Annotated in this window: 17 protein-coding genes and 1 tRNA gene; 11 read left to right on the forward strand and 7 right to left on the reverse strand. The window is 68.2% G+C overall.

Translation table 11 applies throughout. The features are described from left to right. The first annotated feature begins 333 nt into the window (after nucleotides 1–333). Nucleotides 334–1,986 (forward strand): amidohydrolase, encoded by a 1,653-nt coding sequence (locus tag Q7T09_RS08980; protein WP_304699264.1) that lies wholly within the window; start codon nucleotides 334–336, stop codon nucleotides 1,984–1,986. 173 nt (nucleotides 1,987–2,159) lie between these two features. Next, on the forward strand, nucleotides 2,160–3,284 hold the full coding sequence (locus Q7T09_RS08985; RefSeq protein ID WP_304699265.1) for an aspartyl protease family protein: 1,125 nt from the start codon (nucleotides 2,160–2,162) through the stop codon (nucleotides 3,282–3,284). A gap of 10 nt (nucleotides 3,285–3,294) precedes the next feature. On the opposite strand, the gene Q7T09_RS08990 is transcribed toward Q7T09_RS08985, so the two are convergent. Next, nucleotides 3,295–4,020, reverse strand: a complete 726-nt coding sequence (locus Q7T09_RS08990; protein ID WP_304699266.1) for a glutathione S-transferase N-terminal domain-containing protein — start codon at nucleotides 4,018–4,020, stop codon at nucleotides 3,295–3,297. 143 nt (nucleotides 4,021–4,163) lie between these two features. Next, nucleotides 4,164–5,219 carry a glycine zipper 2TM domain-containing protein gene (locus tag Q7T09_RS08995; RefSeq protein ID WP_304699267.1) on the reverse strand — a complete coding sequence of 352 codons (1,056 nt, stop codon included), beginning with the start codon at nucleotides 5,217–5,219 and terminating at the stop codon, nucleotides 4,164–4,166. 144 nt (nucleotides 5,220–5,363) lie between these two features. Here Q7T09_RS08995 and Q7T09_RS09000 point away from each other — a divergent pair, with 144 nt between their 5' ends. After that, nucleotides 5,364–5,888, forward strand: a complete 525-nt coding sequence (locus Q7T09_RS09000; RefSeq protein ID WP_304699268.1) for a response regulator — start codon at nucleotides 5,364–5,366, stop codon at nucleotides 5,886–5,888. Nucleotides 5,889–6,010: 122 nt separating this feature from the next. Beyond that, nucleotides 6,011–8,326, forward strand: a complete 2,316-nt coding sequence (locus tag Q7T09_RS09005; protein WP_304699269.1) for a PAS domain-containing hybrid sensor histidine kinase/response regulator — start codon at nucleotides 6,011–6,013, stop codon at nucleotides 8,324–8,326. On the opposite strand, the gene Q7T09_RS09010 is transcribed toward Q7T09_RS09005, so the two are convergent. Both Q7T09_RS09010 and Q7T09_RS09015 read right to left on the reverse strand, forming a co-directional pair. Then, nucleotides 8,323–8,796, reverse strand: a complete 474-nt coding sequence (locus Q7T09_RS09010; protein WP_304699270.1) for a shikimate kinase — start codon at nucleotides 8,794–8,796, stop codon at nucleotides 8,323–8,325. The genes Q7T09_RS09005 and Q7T09_RS09010 overlap by 4 nt on opposite strands. 91 nt (nucleotides 8,797–8,887) lie before the next feature. Continuing rightward, complete coding sequence (locus tag Q7T09_RS09015) at nucleotides 8,888–9,751, reverse strand: MBL fold metallo-hydrolase (RefSeq protein ID WP_304699271.1); 864 nt, start codon at nucleotides 9,749–9,751, stop codon at nucleotides 8,888–8,890. Nucleotides 9,752–9,824: 73 nt separating this feature from the next. On the opposite strand from Q7T09_RS09015, the gene Q7T09_RS09020 reads away from it, so the two are divergent. Both Q7T09_RS09020 and Q7T09_RS09025 read left to right on the forward strand, forming a co-directional pair. Continuing rightward, nucleotides 9,825–10,154, forward strand: a complete 330-nt coding sequence (locus Q7T09_RS09020; protein ID WP_304699272.1) for a helix-turn-helix transcriptional regulator — start codon at nucleotides 9,825–9,827, stop codon at nucleotides 10,152–10,154. A 2-nt stretch (nucleotides 10,155–10,156) separates the two neighbouring features. Next, on the forward strand, nucleotides 10,157–10,942 hold the full coding sequence (locus tag Q7T09_RS09025) for a sulfite exporter TauE/SafE family protein (protein WP_304699273.1): 786 nt from the start codon (nucleotides 10,157–10,159) through the stop codon (nucleotides 10,940–10,942). Nucleotides 10,943–10,951: 9 nt separating this feature from the next. Here Q7T09_RS09025 and Q7T09_RS09030 read toward each other — a convergent pair whose 3' ends face one another. After that, on the reverse strand, nucleotides 10,952–11,836 hold the full coding sequence (locus Q7T09_RS09030) for a hypothetical protein (RefSeq protein ID WP_304699274.1): 885 nt from the start codon (nucleotides 11,834–11,836) through the stop codon (nucleotides 10,952–10,954). Nucleotides 11,837–11,999: 163 nt separating this feature from the next. Between Q7T09_RS09030 and Q7T09_RS09035 the strand changes: the two genes are divergently transcribed. Together Q7T09_RS09035 and Q7T09_RS09040 are read left to right on the forward strand one after the other, a co-directional pair. Next, complete coding sequence (locus tag Q7T09_RS09035) at nucleotides 12,000–12,599, forward strand: glutathione S-transferase family protein (RefSeq protein ID WP_304699275.1); 600 nt, start codon at nucleotides 12,000–12,002, stop codon at nucleotides 12,597–12,599. Nucleotides 12,600–12,679: 80 nt separating this feature from the next. After that, entirely contained in the window at nucleotides 12,680–14,116 is a 1,437-nt protein-coding gene (locus tag Q7T09_RS09040; RefSeq protein ID WP_304699276.1) for a coniferyl aldehyde dehydrogenase, read from the forward strand. Between the two features lie 114 nt (nucleotides 14,117–14,230). On the opposite strand, the gene Q7T09_RS09045 is transcribed toward Q7T09_RS09040, so the two are convergent. After that, nucleotides 14,231–14,581 carry an Hpt domain-containing protein gene (locus Q7T09_RS09045; protein ID WP_304699277.1) on the reverse strand — a complete coding sequence of 117 codons (351 nt, stop codon included), beginning with the start codon at nucleotides 14,579–14,581 and terminating at the stop codon, nucleotides 14,231–14,233. Between the two features lie 93 nt (nucleotides 14,582–14,674). Here Q7T09_RS09045 and Q7T09_RS09050 point away from each other — a divergent pair. The 3 genes from Q7T09_RS09050 to Q7T09_RS09060 all read left to right on the forward strand — a co-directional run bounded on the left by Q7T09_RS09050 (nucleotide 14,675) and on the right by Q7T09_RS09060 (nucleotide 17,613). Then, nucleotides 14,675–14,750: transfer RNA gene (locus tag Q7T09_RS09050), tRNA-Lys, on the forward strand. 177 nt (nucleotides 14,751–14,927) lie between these two features. Further along, nucleotides 14,928–16,739 carry an NAD(P)/FAD-dependent oxidoreductase gene (locus tag Q7T09_RS09055; RefSeq protein ID WP_304699278.1) on the forward strand — a complete coding sequence of 604 codons (1,812 nt, stop codon included), beginning with the start codon at nucleotides 14,928–14,930 and terminating at the stop codon, nucleotides 16,737–16,739. 166 nt (nucleotides 16,740–16,905) lie between these two features. Continuing rightward, complete coding sequence (locus Q7T09_RS09060) at nucleotides 16,906–17,613, forward strand: hypothetical protein (RefSeq protein WP_304699279.1); 708 nt, start codon at nucleotides 16,906–16,908, stop codon at nucleotides 17,611–17,613. A gap of 439 nt (nucleotides 17,614–18,052) precedes the next feature. On the opposite strand, the gene Q7T09_RS09065 is transcribed toward Q7T09_RS09060, so the two are convergent. Then, on the reverse strand, nucleotides 18,053–18,314 hold a 262-nt coding region (locus tag Q7T09_RS09065; protein ID WP_304699280.1), incomplete at its 5' end, for a LysR substrate-binding domain-containing protein.

Here is an 18,314-nt window from a genome sequence, read left to right on the forward strand (position 1 = left end):
CATCGACTCGCCGGCCTTCCAGCGATCCCAAATCTCAGCCCGTTGGGCCGCCGAGTAGTAGATCCGCCGCCGCTGCTTCATCACCCACGCTCCATCTCCGAAGAAAAGTTAGCGTGTTGCGTTCACCCGTTGAGCCCACCGTCGAATGCCGCCATTGGCCTCGCGCTGAGAAGCGGACGCCGGACCGACTCCCACCCGAGCCTTGGCCCCGGCGACGACCGGGCATTCCTTGGGCAGGCGCGCGAAATGCCCCGCGAACCGCGCCATCCCATTTCCTCCCCCGCCGGGATCGTGGCTCTATGCCGCCGCCATCCAGGGGGAATCGTCTCGACCATGCGCCGCCAACTCGCCTGCTTCGCCGCCATCGTCAGCCTCGCCGTCGCCGGCGTGGCCCAGGCCGCTGACCTGCTGATCTTCGGCGGGTCGATCTATACCGGGGTCGAGAGCGCCCCCAAGGTCGAGGCCCTGGTGGTCCGCGACGGCAAGGTGGCCTTCGCCGGCCCGCTGGCCCAGGCGCGCAAGGCCGCCGCCAAGCCGAAGTCCATCGACCTCAAGGGGGCGGCCGCCTATCCGGGCTTCGTCGACGCCCACGCCCACCTCATGGGCATAGGCTTCCGCGAGCTGACCCTGAACCTGGAGGGGGCGGCCTCCATCGCCGACATGACCGCCAAGGTGAAGGCCTGGTCCCTGGCCCATCCGGGGCCGGAGGTGCTGTCGGGCCGGGGCTGGATCGAGACCCACTATCCGGAGAAGCGCTTCCCCACCCGGAGCGACCTCGACGCCGTGGTCTCCGACCGCCCGGTGGTGCTGACCCGGGCCGACGGCCACGCCCTGGTGGCCAACTCGAAGATGCTGGCCCTGGCCGGGGTCACCCGCGACACCCCCGATCCCACGGGCGGCCAGATCCTGCGCGACGCCTCGGGCGAGCCCACCGGCATGCTGATCGACAACGCCAAGGCGCTCGTCACCTCCAAGGTCCCGCCACCGACCCCGGCCCAGATGCGCGAGGCCGCCCGCCGCGCCGTCGACCTCTATGCGTCGCGCGGCTGGACCGGCCTCCACAGCGTCAGCGTGGCGGCGGCCGACGTCGCCATCCTCAAGGACATGGCCGCGGCCGGGACCCTGCCGATCCGGGTCGACAACTTCATGGACCTGTCCTCGGCCGGCGACCTGCTCACCACCGGCCCCTCGGCCGACCCCACCGGCCTGGTCCGCATCGACGGCATCAAGCTCTACATGGACGGGGCGCTGGGCTCCCGGGGCGCGGCCCTGCTGGCGCCCTATGACGACGCGCCGGGGACGGGCCTGCTGCTGACCCCGCCCGAGGTGATCGCCAGGACGCTCACGGCAGCGCGCAAGTCCCACGCCCAGATCGCCATCCACGCCATCGGCGACCGCGGCAACCGCCTGGTGCTGGACGTCTTCGAGACCGCCTTCGACGGCGATCCGGCCAAGCTGCGCGCCGCCCGCTGGCGGATCGAGCACGCCCAGGTGATCTCCCCCACCGACCTGCCGCGCTTCGCCGACAACGGCGTCATCGCCTCCATGCAGCCCTCCCACGCCATCGGCGATCTCTATTTCGCCCCGGCCCGCCTGGGGGAGACCCGGCTGAAGGGCGCCTATGCCTGGCATGACCTGCAGACCAGCGGCGCTTCCATGGCCATCGGCACCGACGCGCCGGTGGAGAAGGGCGATCCCCTCGTCGAGTTCTACGCGGCCACCTACCGCCACGATCTCGCGGGCTATGCCGGCCCGAACTGGGGCCTGGACGAGGTGCTGACCCGACCCCAGGCCCTGGCCCTGATCACCAAGGGCGCGGCCTATGCCGTGTTCCGGGAAGTTGAGCTGGGGGACCTGGCGGTGGGCAAGGCCGCCGACCTCTCGGTCTTCTCCGTCGACCTGATGACCGCCCCGTTCCCCGACATCGCCAAGGCCCACGCGGTGATGACCATCGTCGGGGGCAAGGTGGTCTATCGGGCGAAGTAGGCCTCCGTCCTGGATCTGCCCCCGGGACGTCTCACAATGATAGGTTGACTGCCCTGATTGCGGCCCCGAAGCTGAACCGTGATTTTGGGGGGCTCATGGAACTTTCTCGACGCGGACTGATGGCGGGGGCAGGGCTGTTGGTTCCCGGAACCGCGGTCGCGGCGGATGGCGGGGTGACCTATCCCTTCGCCGTGACCCGCAACATGGCCTGGGCCGCGGTCCAGCTCAACGGCAAGGATCCGCCGCTGCCCTTCATGATCGACACTGGATCATCGGGATTCGCGATCCTGCGATCGAAGGCCCAGGAACTCGGTCTGCCCAAGTACGGCAAGACCTACGCCCAGTCGGCCGTCGGACGGATCGATATCCATGTATACGGCGCCAGCGTGGTGCTGGGCGGGGCCGTGCGGGAACCCTGGCTGCCCCTCGCGGGCTTCGACTATATGCCGCCCCCGATGCAGGGGCTCATTCCCTTGGCGCGGTTCCGGGTCATGGGGATGGATTTCGACACCCGCCAGGTCCTCATCACCAGCCGACTGCCCAAGGCGCTGGAGGGATATGAGCCCCTCGACCTGGACGTCGGGCGCGGCGCGGAGGGAAGTCTTGATCGCCTGGGCGCCTCTTCCAGCGACGACAACAATCAGCTCCTCAAGGACTACCGGCCCGTCATCGACGCCGAGTTCAATGGAGAGCCCGTCAAGCTGATGGTCGACACCGGCTCGGACTCCGGGCTGTTCCTCTTCCCGGACTATGTGAGGCGGAAAGGCCTCTGGGACCACTTCCCTCGCTATCAGCCGGGATCCTTTCGGACCCTGGCGAGGACGGCCAACTCTCGGACGGTCCGCGCCGAGCGCTTGAAGATCGGCAAGCTGGTGTTCGCAAATCCTATCGTCACTCTGGGGGATCCGGCCGACAGCAAGCTGGATGGGACGCGAACCGAGGTCGGCCTGATCGGCATGGAGTTCCTCCGGCGCCTGAACTTCATCTCCGATCCCCAGCGCCGGAAGCTTTGGATTCGGCCCAATTCCGCGATCACCGATGGCTACCGCTATGATCGGGCGGGCGCGGAGGTCGCGTTTGAGGACGGCGTCGCACGCGTGGTGGAGCTGAATCCAGGGTCGCCGGCCGATCGCGCCGGACTGAAGCTGGGCGACAGGGTAACAGGCTGGCGAGGCGCAGACGGGCTGGATGGTCTGTCCTGGGCGCTCAAGGGGGCGCCGGGATCGAAGGTGGAGATTCAGCTGGAGCGGGACGGCCAGACCCGATTGGTGGCGGTGGTCCTCGAAGAGGCGATCTAGCCGTCCCGCGTCACCCCGCCGGCGCCGGCCGGGCGCGCTGGTTGTAGAGCAGCTTCATCCGCCGCTCGCGCTCCTCGGGGGTGACCGTGGCCGGGTCCTCCGGCGGGCCGGCGGTGACCGCCATGCCCTTGGCCACCGCCGGGCGGGCGGCCATCTTGTCCCACCAGCGCTTGAAGTACTTGAACTCGCCCATGTCGATGCCCTGCAGCTCCCAGCTGGCGGTCCAGGGATAGGCGATCATGTCGGCGATCGTGTAGTCGTCCCCGGCGATCCAGGGCCGGTCATAGAGGCGGTTGTTGAGCACGCCGTACATGCGGTGGACCTCGTCGCTGAACCGCCGCTGGGCGTAGGACTGGTCGCCGTGCTTGGGATCGACGCGGCTGAAGTGGCCGCGCTCCCCGGTCTTGGGCCCCTGGTTGGCCATCTGCCAGACCACCCACTGATTGACCTCGTACTTGCCGCGCACGTCCTGCGGCCAGAACCGCCCGAACTTCTCGGCCAGGTACATCATGATCGAGCCTGACTCGAACACGCTGATGGGCGCCCCGCCATCGGCCGGCTCGTTGTCCACCAGCACCGGCATGCGGTTGTTGGGGCCGATCTTCAGATAGGCGTCGGTGAACTGGTCGCCCTTGCCGATGTTCACCGGCGCGATGTTGTAGGGGACCGCGAGCTCCTCCAGCAGGATGGTGACCTTCTTGCCGTTGGGGGTGGGCCAGTAGTGGAGATCGAGCATAGGGCGCCTCGCGGAACTTCAGTTCCTTGAGCCTAGGCCCGAGGCCGGACGCCTCAACCCCACAAAATCTGCAAAGCCCCACACGCAAACAGGCCCCTGACATCGCCAGGGGCCTGAAGCGTCATCGGCGTGAGCCGTTGGTCTTAGTAGCCGCGCGGACGGTCGTCGCGGTCGCGACGGTCGAGGCGGATATTGGCGGCCACGGTGTCCAGCTTGGCCTGGATGATCGCGGCGTCGCGGCGGCCGACCTGGCCGTTGCGGTAGTGGCGCATGTTCCGTTCCTGGCGGCTGATCCTGTTGAGCGAGCGCAGGGCGGTGTTGGCCTCGGCGCGCGACAGGGAGCCGTCGTTCAGGCCGGTGCGGATGCGTTGCTCCAGCCAGGCGGTGCGGCCGCGGATGTCCTGCGGGGCGCCGGCCCAGCCGGAATTGGCCTCGTAGCTGGCGTTCTGGCCGTAGCTGCCGGCCGCGGGCGCGGTGGCGATCCAGCGGCCCTGGGCGTCGTAATAGCCCGTGGCCTGCCCGGCGCGCCAGCGGCCGTTGGTGTCGTAGTAGCCGGCTTGGGCGTCGGCGACCCACATGCCGTTGGCGGCGCGGTGGCCGGCGGGCTGGCCGGAGATCCAGCGGCCGTTGGCGTCATAGCGGCCCGTGGCGGGACCGGCGATCCAGCGGCCATTGCCGTCATAATAGCCGCTGGCCGAGGCGCCGACCCATTGGCCGTTGGCGTCGTAATAGCCGCCGGCCGAGGCCGGGACATAGCGACCGTTGCGATCGTAATAGCCGCTGGCCGCGGCGTTGGTGTTGGCGGCGATCCAGCGGTTCTGGTTGTCGTAATAGCCGTTCGGCGCGCCGTCGACCCAGCGGCCGTCACGGTCGTAATAGCCGGCCGCGCTGGCCTGATCGACGGTGTTGGCGTGCCAGGCGCCATTGGCGTCGTAGTAGCCATAGGCGTTGGCGCTGGTGCAGTTTTCGCGCGACTTGGCGATCTGGTTGCCAGCGATCGCGCCGCCGATGGCGCCGATCACCGAGCCTTCGGTCTTGGCGCCGTGGCCGGCCACCTGGCTGCCGATGATGGCGCCGAGGCCGGCCCCGATCACGGTGCCGGCGACGCGGTTGCTGGGTTCGCAGGTCTGTTGCGCCAGGGCGAAGGTGGGCAGCAGGGCGGCGGCGGCGATACCGGCGGCGAGTAGGGTCTTGCGCATTGTGGGAAAGCTCCTGGATTGGACATGTGTCCGTCCGTCGGAGGCTCAACGCGACTGTGTGGTGGAGGTTCCGAACCTCATCGGCTCCGTCTCGCCGAATAAGTCATTATTCGTCAGAGGGAACCGGCCGGCGGGTGCTAGGGTGTGTTTGTCGACATACCGGTCGCTTGCGGAAATAAGCCGCAATCGGGTGGTCTCCTAACTCTCTCGGATGCGAGTCGCATTCTTCAGGTCAATGCTGTCCGGCCAAATCCACGACGTTCGGCGTCTTCGGGTCTGGTCGCTTCGGCTGAAGGAAATCTGATCGCAAACATCCTGATCGTCGAAGACGATGTCTTCGTCCGCGAGATCGCGGGCCTGATCCTCGAAGACCTGGGCCACGTCACGGCCCAGGCCGGCGACATGAGCGAGGCCCTGGGCTTCCTGAACTCCTCCCAGCCCTTCGACGCCCTGTTCTCCGACATCCGCCTCAAGACGCTGTCTTCGGGCGGCTATGACCTGGCCGACCGCGCCGTCGGCCTGCGGCCCCTGCTGCGCGTGCTCTACACCACCGGCAACACCCTGACCGACGACATGCGCGCCCGGTTCGTGGAGGGCGCCCGCTATCTCCAGAAGCCCTACAGCGAGAAACAGTTGCAGGACTCCGTCACCCAGCTCCTCGCCGACTGATCGCCGACCGACGCCGGACTCCGGCGCGCCAACGCCCTAAAGCCACGGGACAGAACAGCATCGAAACCGAACTCCGCGAGGCGCGCTCTCGCCTCGCCGTCGCCCAGGCCGCAGACGACACCATGCGCGAGCAGGCCGAGGAAGCCCTGCTGAAGGCGGGCGCCCTGCAGAGCGCCATCTTCAACAGCGCCAACTTCTCCAGCATCGCCACCGACGCCAATGGCGTGATCCAGATCTTCAATGTCGGCGCCGAGCAGATGCTGGGCTACGCCGCCGGCGAGGTGATGAACAAGATCACGCCGGCCGACATCTCCGATCCCCAGGAGCTGATCGCCCGGGCCGAGGAACTGAGCATGGAGCTCGGAACCCCCATCACCCCGGGCTTCGAGGCCCTGGTGTTCAAGGCCTCGCGCGGCATCGAGGACATCTATGAGCTGACCTATATCCGCAAGGACGGCAGCCGCTTTCCGGCCGTGGTCTCGGTCACCGCCCTGCGCGACGCCCGCGGCGGCATCATCGGCTACCTGCTGATCGGCACCGACAACACCGCCCGCAAGCAGGTGGAGGAGGAGCAGAAGAAGTCCGACCAGAAGCTGCGGGACCAGCAATTCTACACCCGCTCCCTGATCGAATCGAACATCGACGCCCTGATGACCACCGACCCGTCGGGGATCATCACCGACGTGAACCGGCAGATGGAGGCGCTCACCGGCTGCACCCGCGACGAACTGATCGGGGCGCCCTTCAAGGACTACTTCACCGATCCGCGCCGGGCCGAGGCGGCGATCAAGCGCGTGCTGCGCGAGAAGTCGGTCACCGACTACGAGCTGACCGCGCGGGCCCGCGACGGCGCCCAGACGGTGGTCTCCTACAACGCCACCACCTTCTACGACCGCAACCGCAAGCTGGAGGGGGTCTTCGCCGCCGCCCGCGACGTCACCGAGCGCAAGCGCTTCGAGGCGGAACTGCAGCAGGCCCGCGCCGTGGCCGAGAGCGCCAGCCGCACCAAGTCCGACTTCCTGGCCAGCATGAGCCACGAGATCCGCACGCCCATGAACGCCATCATGGGCATCGCCGACCTGCTGGCCAAGACCACGCTCACCGCCGAGCAGGACAAGTACGTGCAGATCTTCCGCCGCGCCGGCGACAACCTGCTCAACCTGATCAACGATATCCTGGACCTCTCCAAGGTCGAGGCCTCGCAGCTGGAGCTGGAGCAGACCGGCTTCCAGCTCAACGACCATCTGGAGAAGGTGATCGAGATCGTCGCCGGCCGCGCCCAGGAAAAGGGCCTGACCCTCGACTGGATGATCGCGCCGGACGTCTGCCTGGACCTGGTGGGGGACCCCACCCGCCTGCGCCAGGTCCTGCTCAACCTCCTGGGCAACGCCATCAAGTTCACCGAGACCGGCGGCGTCGCCCTGCGGGTGGAGCTCGACACCGAGTCCTCCAGCCCCACGGCCCTGCGCTTCGTGGTCACCGACACTGGCATCGGCATCCCCAACGACAAGCTCGGACGGGTGTTCGAACGCTTCACCCAGGCCGACTCCTCCACCACCCGCCGCTTCGGCGGTTCGGGCCTGGGCCTGACCATCTGCAAGCGCCTGGTGGAGCTGATGGGCGGCCGCATTTGGGCCCAGAGCGAGATGGGCCAGGGCAGCGTCTTCACCTTCACCGTGCCGTTCGAGGTCTGGGCCGACGTCGACCGTGCGGCCCCCGAGCAGGTGGGCGAGGGGGCCCAGGCGCCCCTGCCGCCCCTGCGCATCCTGCTGGCCGAGGATTCCCCCGACAACTGCACCATCACCCTGGCCTATCTGGAGGACACCCCCTACCAGGTCGAGATCGCCGAGAACGGCGCCGTGGCCTGCGAGATGTTCGCCGCCGCCCGCTACGACCTGGTGCTGATGGACCGCCAGATGCCGGTGATGGACGGCCTGGCCGCCACCCGGACCATGCGGGCCTTCGAACAGGCCAACGGCCGCGCCGCCACCCCCATCGTGGCGCTCACCGCCGCGGCCCTGAAAGGCGACCGCGAGACCTGTCTGGCGGCCGGCTGCACCGCCTTCCTCACCAAGCCCATCAAGCAGGACGTGCTGCTGCGGGCGATCCGCGAACAGGCGCCCGCCGCGGCCGCCCCGCCCGTGCGGGATCCCGGGGCCCTGGCCCGCAAGATCGCCGCCCGCGTCCCGGCCTATCTTCGCAACTGCCGGCAGAGCGCCGCCGCCATCCTCGAGGCCCTCGACGCCGGCGACTTCGAGACCGTCACCATCCTGGGCCACAACATGCGCGGCTCCGGCGCGGCCTACGGCTTCCAGGCCATCACCGACCTTGGCGCGGCCCTGGAAGCCGCCGCCGAAACCGCCGATCTCGCCGCCGCCCGCCAAGGGCTCACGGACCTCACGACCTGCCTCGACCGCGCCGAGGCGGTGGTGGGCTAAAGGGTCGCCACGAAGTCGGCGACCTCCCGGTCGGTCCGCAGCCGCACCACAGGAATCTCGGCTCCGTACTGCGCCCGCGCCGCCTCGATGCGGGGCCGGTTGCGACGGTCGAAGCCCCAGATGAACCGCAGCACGGTGAGCAGGTCGCCGCGCTGGTGGGCCTCGCCGGCTCGGAACACTCGCGTGACCGCCCGCCAGGCGCAGGTCAGCCGCGGCCGCTCCAGCCACACCACCAGGTCGGCGCGGGGCAGGCGCAGATCGAAGGTCACCGCCGCGAAATTCCCGTCGCTGATCCAGGCCTCGCCGGCGTGCAGGGCCGCCAGAGTCTCGCGGAACTCCGGCGTCTCCTGGGTCCGCGAGCGCCAGATCTCGTCGAGGTCGATCACCGGCGCCCCGGTCGCCGCCGCGAGGCCTCGCGCCAGCGTGGTCTTGCCCGCGCCGGCGCAGCCGAGGAGGATGATGCGGGTCATGGACAGACACCTAGCCTGGCCGCCCCCCCACGTCATCCCGGCTGCAGCCTGTTGGCCGTCCGGAATGACGGGGAGGCTATGCGAAGGGCGCCTACCCCGCCATCGTCACCGGCAGCTTCAGGAACACCCGGCCCGCGGCCGAGGCCTGGGGCAGGGCGCCGGCGCGGATGTTCGCCTGCAGGGCGGGCAGGATCAGGGTCGGCGGGGCCAGGGTGGCGTCGCGGGCGTGGCGCATGGCCACGAAGGCGGCCTCGTCGACCCCTTGGTGAGCGTGGACATTGTGGTCGCGTTCGTCGGCCACCGTGGTCTCCCACCTGGGCTCGGTGCGTCCGGCCGGCAGGTAGTCATGGCCGACGAAGACGCGGGTCTCCGGCGGCAGGGCCAGGATCTTCTGGATGGACCGATAGAGGGCGTGCGCGTCGCCGCCGGGGAAGTCGGCCCGCGCGGTTCCGTAGTCGGGCATGAACAGGGTGTCGCCGGTAAAGGCCGCGTCGCCGATCAAGTAGGTGACGCAGGCCGGCGTGTGGCCAGGGGTGTGCAGCACCTCAATGGAGAGGTCCCCCAGGGGCAGGACGTCGCCTTCCCGCACCAGTCGGTCGAAGTCGCCGCCGGCGGGCTTCAGGTCCTCGACCTCGAACAGCGGGGCGAAGGCCTTCTGCACCTGGGTGATCTCGGCGCCGATCACCACCGGCGCCCCGGTCCGGCGGCGGATGTGGTCGGCGGCCGATAGGTGGTCGGCGTGGGCGTGGGTCTCCAGCACATAGGCGAGCTTCAGGCCTTGCTCGGCGATGGCCCGCAGCACGGCGTCGGCCGAGCCGGTGGAAAGCCGGGCGCCCTTGGGCTCGAAGTCCAGCACCGGGTCGATGATCGCGGCCGCCTTGGTGACGGGGTCGGACACCAGATAGGTGGCGGTCGAGGTGGCGGGATCGAAAAAGGCCTGAACCTTGGGTGTCATGAATGGAGCCTCCAATGGCGCTGGCCAATACATAAGAAATTGCTAATTTAGAATCAACTGATATATAGGAGCCATGGTCGATCTCGCGAACTTCGACATCACCCTGTTCGAGCCCCGCGCCGCCGAGGCGGCGAAGCTGCTGCGGGCGCTCGGCAACGAGCGGCGCCTGCTGATCCTGTGTCAGTTGGGCGACGGTGAGCGGTCGGTGGGGGAGCTCCAGCCCCGGGTCGGTCTCTCCCAATCGGCCCTGTCCCAGCACCTGGCGGTGTTGCGGGAGGAGGGGGTGGTGGCCACCCGCCGCGACGCCCAGACCATCTGGTACCGGATCGCCGACCCCGCCGCGATGCGGGTGGTGTCGATGCTGGCCGAGATCTTCTGTCCGCCCGGCGCCTCGGAGACATGACCATGGACCTCCCGATCCTCAGCCTGGGTCTCGCCGTGCTCGGCGGGGCGGTGATCGGCCTGCTGCTCTCGGTGTTCGGCGGCGGGGGTTCGGTCCTGGCCACCCCGCTGCTGCTCTATGTGGTGGGCGTGCGCGACCCCCACGTCGCCATCGGCACGTCGGCCGCCGCCGTGGCGGTGAACGCCCTGGTGGGGCTCGGCGCCCAGGCCCGGGCCGGTCGGGTGAAGTGGCGCTGCGCCGGCGTGTTCGCCGTCTCGGGCCTGCTCGGCTCCCTGGTCGGCGCCCACCTGGCCAAGCAGATGGACGGCGGCGACCTGATCCTGTGGTTCGCCGTGGCCATGGCGGCGGTGGGTGGCTCCATGCTCGTCCCGCGCAAGGCGGTCGGCGATCCCTTCGTGACCCTCACCCCGGCGCTCACCGCCAAGCTGGCGCCGCTCGGCCTGCTGGTGGGCCTGGCCGCTGGCTTCTTCGGGATCGGCGGGGGCTTCCTCATCGTGCCGGGCCTGATGGCGGCCACGGGCATGACCATGGCCCACGCCGCGGCCTCGTCCCTGGTCTCGGTGGTGCTGTTTGGCGCGGCCACCAGCGCCAGCTACGCGGCCTCGGGCCAGATCGACTGGGCGGTCTTCCTGGCCCTGGTGGCCGGGGGCGGCCTCGGCGCCCTGGCCGGCGGACCCCTCGCCAACGCCCTCGCAGACCGGGCGGCCATCGCCCGCCGGTTCTTCGCCCTCTTCGTCATCGCCACGGCGGCCTATGTCGCCCTGCGCGCCCTGCACATCCTGGGTTAGGCGCGCCCGTCAGGCCCTCTGCGCCTTGCCCCCTGGGGCGGAGACCATCAGCTTGATCAGTTCCTCGGTGACCTTCGGCTCCAGGCCCTCGGTATGGCCCTTGTCGAGCCGCACCACGTCGGCGATCACCCGGCCGTCCCGGGCGCCCGGATAGGTCCAGACCTGGGCCACGCCTGGCCTGGGTGACAGGCCCCAGGCGGCGTTGGAGCGGCCCTCGCGGGTGGTGTCGTGGATCTGGCCGGGCTCGGTGTCGGCCACGTCGGGCTGGCGCACCCGCGGACCGGCCCCGTACTTCTCCGCCCAGGGCGAGGTCTCCGGCAGGGCCACCATCTCGTGCTCGCCGGTCGCGAAGATGAAGGAGAGGTCCGCCTCGGGCATGGCCGCCCGGCCCGGACGCGGCCCGTCCCCTGCGGCCGGCGGCGGCGCGGAGCCCCGCACCGGCACGAAGAAGGCGGCCGGCAGCTCGATCGGCCCGATCCGCCCGCCCGACAGGCTCAGCCAGCCGTCGACGTTCTGCTTGTAGAAGTCCTGGCCCAGCAGACGGTTGGAGGTCATGCCCCCCTGCGAGTGGCCCACCAGCCAGAAGCGCTCGATGTTCTCCCGTCCGTACTTTTGGAAGACCATGTCGACGATGTTGCGCAGGTGCTCGTCGTCGGCCGCTCCCACCCACATGCGCATCGGCTCCTTGGTGGCGCAGGAGGGGGTGGCCACCACCAGCCGGTACTTGTCGCGGTAGTCGCAGGCCGGGAAATAGGCCCGCTGCCAGGCGCCCACCGAGCCGCCGCCGTGCAGGTTCAGCAGGAAGGTGACCTTCTCGCCGGGCTTCAGGTCGTCCGGGTCGTCCAGGTAGAACTTGCGACCGGTCTTCTCGTCCACCGCCGTGATCGCGCCCATGACGCCTTCTCCCTCAAGGATCCGGGCCCTGCGGCCCTTTGGACTTCTTGGGTTCAGTATGGTTCGGACCATCGTCCCGCGGCAAGGGGCTGGTTCAGGTCCTGGCCTCGCGGCATAAGGGGCCAAGCCTGCGCCGCGGCGGCCGGGCAGGCGGAGATCCCCCATGAAGCTCTTCTACTCCCCGGCCTCCCCCTATGCCCGCAAGGTCCTCGTCGTCGCCCAGGAGCTGGGGATCGCGCTGGAGGTGGTCCAGGTCGGCGCCAATCCCGCCGGCGCCCCCGACCCGGCCCTGGCCGCCGCCAATCCCCTGGCCAAGATCCCCGCCTTGCTGCGCGATGACGGCCGCTCACTCCATGACAGCCGGGTGATCTGCGAGTACCTCGACAGCTTGGCCGACAAGCCTTTGACGCCCCCCTCCGGCGAGGCCCGCTGGTCGGTGCTGGTGGAGGTGTCGGCCGCCGATGGCCTGCTGGATGCGGCCCTGCTGGCCCGCTACGAGGTCGCCCTGCGTCCCGAGCCCCTGCGCTGGCCCGACTGGATCGCCGGCCAGATGGGCAAGATCGACCGCGCCCTGGACCTCTTCGAAGCCGGTCCCCGCAACGCCGAAAGCCCAAGCCTGGCCGACATCGCCATCGCCTGCGCCCTGGGCTATCTCGACTTCCGCTTCGCCGCCCACGACTGGCGCGCGACCCGCCCGAAGCTGGCCGCCTTCTTCGCCGCCATCTCGCAGCGCCCCTCGCTCAAATCCACCGCCCCGGCCTGACCCGACGGCAGGCCAAAACCCTGTTATCCTGCCTGCGCGGCGGCCGACCCAAGAGCCGCACGACCGGAGGACAGACGACCATGGCCCACGACGCCGCCTCGATGAACGCCCTGCTGGCCAAGCAGAAGGCCGCCCACCTGCGCGACGGCGCTCCGACGGCGGAGCAGCGCATCGCCCGCATCGACCGCTGCATCGGCCTGCTGATCGACCACCGTGAGGCCATCGAGCAGGCGCTGAACACCGACTTCGGCTCCCGCTCGCGGGAGGCCACCGCCTTCACCGACATCTCCGGCTCGATCGGCCCGCTCAAGCACGCCCGCGATCACCTGGCCAAGTGGATGAGGCCCGAGAAGCGCAAGACCACCCCGGCCATCCTGGGCCTGTTCGGCGCCAAGGCCGAGGTCCGCTTCCAGCCCAAGGGCGTGGTGGGGATCATCAGCCCCTGGAACTTCCCGGTGAACCTGACCTTCGCGCCCCTGGCGGGCGTCCTGGCCGCCGGCAACCGGGCCCTGATCAAGCCCTCGGAGTTCACCCCGGCGACCTCGGAACTGATGGCGGTGATGTTCGCCAGCGTCTTCTCCGAGGAGGAGATCGCGGTGATCACCGGCGGGCCCGAGGTCGGCCAGGCCTTCTCGGAACTGGCCTTCGACCACCTGATCTTCACCGGCGCCACCTCCATCGCCCGCCACGTGATGCGGGCCGCGTCGGCCAACCTGGTGCCGCTGACCCTTGAGCTGGGGGGCAAGAGCCCGGTGATCCTGAGCAAGTCCGCCGACATGGCCACGGCCGCGGCGCGGGTCATGAACGGCAAGACCCTCAACGCCGGCCAGATCTGCCTGGCGCCCGACTATGTCATGGCCCCCAAGGACCAGCTGGAGGAGTTCATCGGCCACGCCCAGGGCGCGGTGGCCAAGATGTTCCCCACCATCCGCGACAACCCCGACTACACCGCCATCGTCGCCGACCGGCACTATGATCGCATCAAGGGCTATGTGGACGAGGCCCGCGCCCGCGGCCTGCGGGTCATCGAGATGAAGCCCGAGGGCGAGGACCTGACCCAGCAGGAACACCGCAAGATCGCGCCGACCCTGATCATCGACCCCACCGACGACATGAAGGTCATGCAGGAGGAGATCTTCGGTCCCGTTCTGCCGGTGAAGACCTATTCCGGCGGCGTCGACGAGGCCATCGCCTATGTGAACAGCCACGACCGGCCGCTCGGCCTCTACTATTTCGGTGCTGACGCCGCCGAGAAGGAGAAGGTCCTGGCCGGCACCACGGCCGGCGGGGTGACCATCAATGACGTGATCTTCCACGTCGCCCAGGAGGAGCTGCCCTTCGGCGGCGTCGGCCCCTCGGGCATGGGCAGCTATCACGGGGTCGACGGCTTCCGCGAGTTCAGCCACCGCAAGTCCATCTACACCCAGATCAAGAAGGACATCGGCCCCCTGCAGCAGATGCGCCCGCCCTACGGCCCGGGCATCCGCAAGTACCTGGACGGGTCGATCAAGCGCTAACCCACAACCGTCATCCTCGGGCTTGTCCCGAGGATGCATAAACACCGGGTGGGCCGGAAGGGCGCGAAGGGCGCCGCCGTGCAAGAGCCTTCGTCGCGGAGATCAGGGGTGGGGTCAGCCCCTCGGCGTCTTCAGCGACTGCAGCGCCCGCTCGTGGGCGTAGGCGGCCACATCGGCCAGGGCGGCCTGGAGGGCGACCCGGACGCTCTCCAGGCGTCCCGACCCTTGCGTCTCGGCCACCTCGCAGGCGTCGCCGAGCGCGAAGGCCCCGACGCCGCGGGCCGCGCCCTTGATGGTGTGCACGGCGTCCAGCCAGCCCTCGCTTCCCGGATCGAGCATCGTCGACCACATGGCCGCCTGTTCCCGGAACAGGGCCAGCACCTCGTCGATCACCTCGGCGTCGCCCGCGGCGAAGTCCTCAAGGAAGCCAAAATCCACCGCGCCGGTGAGGTCTCGCCTGGCCAAAAAATTCGTCCCCTTACCCGCCTTGCTTTCGGCGAGGCTTCAAGTATGTTCCGCGCCCTTGCCGCTGAGGCCCTCACGGGACTCGAACGGTACGGGTGCATAGCTCAGTTGGTAGAGCAGCTGACTCTTAATCAGCGGGTCGTAGGTTCGAATCCTACTGCACCCACCATTCGCTTGGTGGACGAACCTCCTCAAATTCTTCTGACGAAAACCGGGGCCTGCGGCGTCCGCGACGCATGTCTGTGTCTGGCGCGGCCGGCCGCCATACTCTATCTTCCAAAAGGCGGCGCGGCCCGGGGCGGGCACGTGCTTGTATTCTTTGATGATTAGGTCTGAGGCCATTTGAATGACGACTGCGACCACGGCGGATCGCCAACCCATCGACAAGAAGGCCCTGCTGGCCAAGTACATCGCCGAGCGCGACAAGCGCCTGCGCGCCGACGGCAATTCGCAATACCTGGAGGTGAAGGGTCGGCTGGCCCATTACCTGGACGATCCCTACACCCCGCGCGTCGAGCGCGAGCCCAAGACCGACCACGTCACCTTCGCCTTCGTCGGTGGCGGGTTCGCGGGCCTGGTGACGGGCGCGCGGCTTGTGGAGCAGGGCGTCACCGACGTGCGCATCATCGAGAAGGGCGGCGACTTCGGGGGCACCTGGTACTGGAACCGCTATCCGGGCGCCCAGTGCGACACCGCCTCGATGATCTACATGCCCCTGCTCGAAGAGACCGGGCACATGCCGACGGAAAAGTACGCCCACGCGCCGGAAATCCTCGAACAGTGCCAGCGCATCGGCAAGCAGTACGGCCTCTATGACAACGCCCTGTTCCACACCGAGGTGGAGGACCTGTCCTGGGATGAGGCCAACTCCCGCTGGGTGATCTCCACCAACCGCGGCGACCGTTTCACCGCCAGCTTCATCGGCCTGGGCACCGGGCCGCTGCACGTTCCCAAACTGCCGGGCATTCCAGGCATCGAGAGCTTCAAGGGCCACTCGTTCCACACCAGCCGCTGGGACTACGACTATACCGGCGGCGACCCCAAGGGCGCGCCGATGGTGAAGCTGGCCGACAAGCGGGTGGCGATCATCGGCACCGGCGCCACCTCGGTCCAGGCGGTGCCGCACCTGGCCAAGGCCTGCAAGCAGCTCTTCGTCGTCCAGCGCACGCCGTCCTCGGTGGACGTCCGCGCCAACAAGCCCATCGACCCGGAGTGGTTCGCGAGCATCGCCACCCCGGGCTGGCAGCAGCGCTGGCTGGAGAACTTCACCGCCAACCAGGCCGGCGGAAACGCCGAGGAGGACCTGGTCCAGGACGGTTGGACGGATCTCTCGCGCCGCATCCGCGCCAAGATCGCCGAACTCCCCCGCGAGGACCTGACCCCGCAGAAGATGCTGGCGGCCTATGAGGACTCCGACTTCGAGAAGATGGAGGAGATCCGCGCCCGCGCCGAGGCCATCGTCAGGGACCGCGAGACCGCCGAGCACCTCAAGGCCTGGTACCGCCAGCTCTGCAAGCGGCCCTGCTTCCACGACGCCTATCTGCAGGCCTTCAACGAGCCCAGCACCACCCTGATCGACACCGACGGCCAGGGCGTGGAGCGCATCACCGAGAAGGGCTTCGTGGTGGCCGGGGTCGAGTACGAGGTCGACTGCATCATCTACGCCTCCGGTTTCGAAGTGGGCACCGAGTACAAGCGCCGCGCCGGCTTCGACCTGACCGGCCGCGACGGCCTGAAGCTGTCGGAGGCCTGGGGGGAGGGCATGAAGTCCAAGCACGGCATCCACGTGCGCGGCTTCCCCAACGCCTTCTTCGTCCAGCCCACCCAGGGCGCCAACCTGATCTCCAACGTGCCCCACAACCTGACGGAGTCGGGCCGCACCATCGCCATGACCGTCAAGCACGCCCTGGATGTGGGCGCCAAGCAGGTGGAGGTGACCCAGGAGGCCCAGGACGCCTGGGTCGCGCTGCTGCTCACCGGCATGGGCCGCATGATGGGCGCGCCCGACTGCACGCCGGGCTACTACAACAACGAGGGCCAGGATCCGGGCCCGGCGGCCAAGCTCAAGGTCGGCTATCCGGCCGGCGCCACCGCCTTCTTCAAGTACATCGACGCCTGGCGGACCTCGGGCCAGTTCGAGGGGCTGAGCTTCCGCTGACTGATGGAGCCCGGGCGCATCATAGCGCCCCCTCTGGGGAGGCTTGCTGATCGCAAACTACCGGCGGGAATGGCATCGAGTTGGTTGGTCTGGACCTCAGCCAACCGGTTCCGCGCGAGAATCAATTTAACAATTGACGCTCACCTGCTGTGGACCGGAGAGACGTGTGGCTGAACAACCGGCTCCAGACCTACAGCCTCGACCTCCGCTGCCGTCGATTACCCTTGACTATGCTCGTCCCTGGACGGTGGTGCTGCCGAGCATCTTTCGGTACGAACATACTGAATTCATTGACGAGTTCTTCGAGACTGGCCGTATTCGACTGAGTTCCTTCGAACAGTTCGCAAAGTACCCTGACGAGCATCGCGGAGACCCAAACGAGGGCAAGGCAGTGCTCCGCGGGATCGGAGCGAACCACGAAGTTTGGATGGTCGGCAGATGGGGCATTGCAGCTTTAGTCCTGTGTTGCAGTACACGTCTGGATCGGGAACTCATGAAAAGCTTCGACCGCACCGGCGTATTTGAGATTATTGATCCGCCGGCGTTCGGCGCTGAAGTCGCCCGCCAAATTGCAGGCTTCCGCCGAGGCATGAGCGGCCACTGCCTATACCGTGAAGACGATAGCTTCCTCGCCAGGGCGATCGATTTCGATCCTGAGCGTCACCGAAGGCCGGATGGAGGGGTTGAGTTGAGCGCCCCAGCGCTCGCCCAGCAAATCGGCGGCGACGAGACGGTGTTACTCAAAAGTACTCGATACCGAACACAGGCTGAGTACCGATTGATGTGGGAACTCGACCGGCTTGATAGTGATCACTTGTTTGTCGATGCCCCCTCAGCGAGACAGTTCTGTCGTCGAGTTGAACAACTTTTGTAAATTTGGGCCCAGCGCGCCTTCGGCTGTCGGCGACTCTTGCGCATCATAGGGTGAGTACGGTTCACTTCGTCCCGCACTCGTACATCGTTCAGCGACTCGCAGCCGGCTTCGCGAATTACCTCCCGGGAGAGCCGCTGCGGAGTGGGCCCGCACTTGGGGTGCCGGACCCCGATGCCTTTATCTCAATCGTGTCTGCGCGCTTCTCGTGCGGCTTCATTTTCTCAGCCATGTCACTGACGAGTTCCTCCTCAGTGTCTCCCTCCGCTTGAAAAACGCGCGCAGGATCTTGGTCGGTAGGTTCGTCGCGAACTTCGACCGTCGCCTTGTACTTCTTGGTCATCATTCCTCTCTGAAATCGGTCTTCCCACTAGGTGTGGTTTAGCCCTTGAACAAGGGATCGCAGAAATAGGTAGCGGCCGCCGGACATCGCTTAGCTCCCCTAAATCCCCGCCCCGTTGTCCAGCGCCTGCAACGCCAACTCGTGCGCCTCGGCCTCGGCGGTGATCCAGGCGATGAAGGCCTTCACCTGGGGCAGGCGGCCCTTGGCCTTGGGGTGGACCACGTAATAGGCGAAGTCCACGGCCGTGGAGATCTGCAGCGGCGAGACCAGGCGGCCGGCGTCGATGTCGGCCTGGGCCAGGGTGCGCTTGGCCAGCGCCACGCCGCGGCCGTTGACGGCGGCCTCGATCACCATGCTGGAC

It is taken from the genome of Phenylobacterium sp. (assembly GCF_030645195.1).
Lineage (GTDB): Bacteria > Pseudomonadota > Alphaproteobacteria > Caulobacterales > Caulobacteraceae > Phenylobacterium.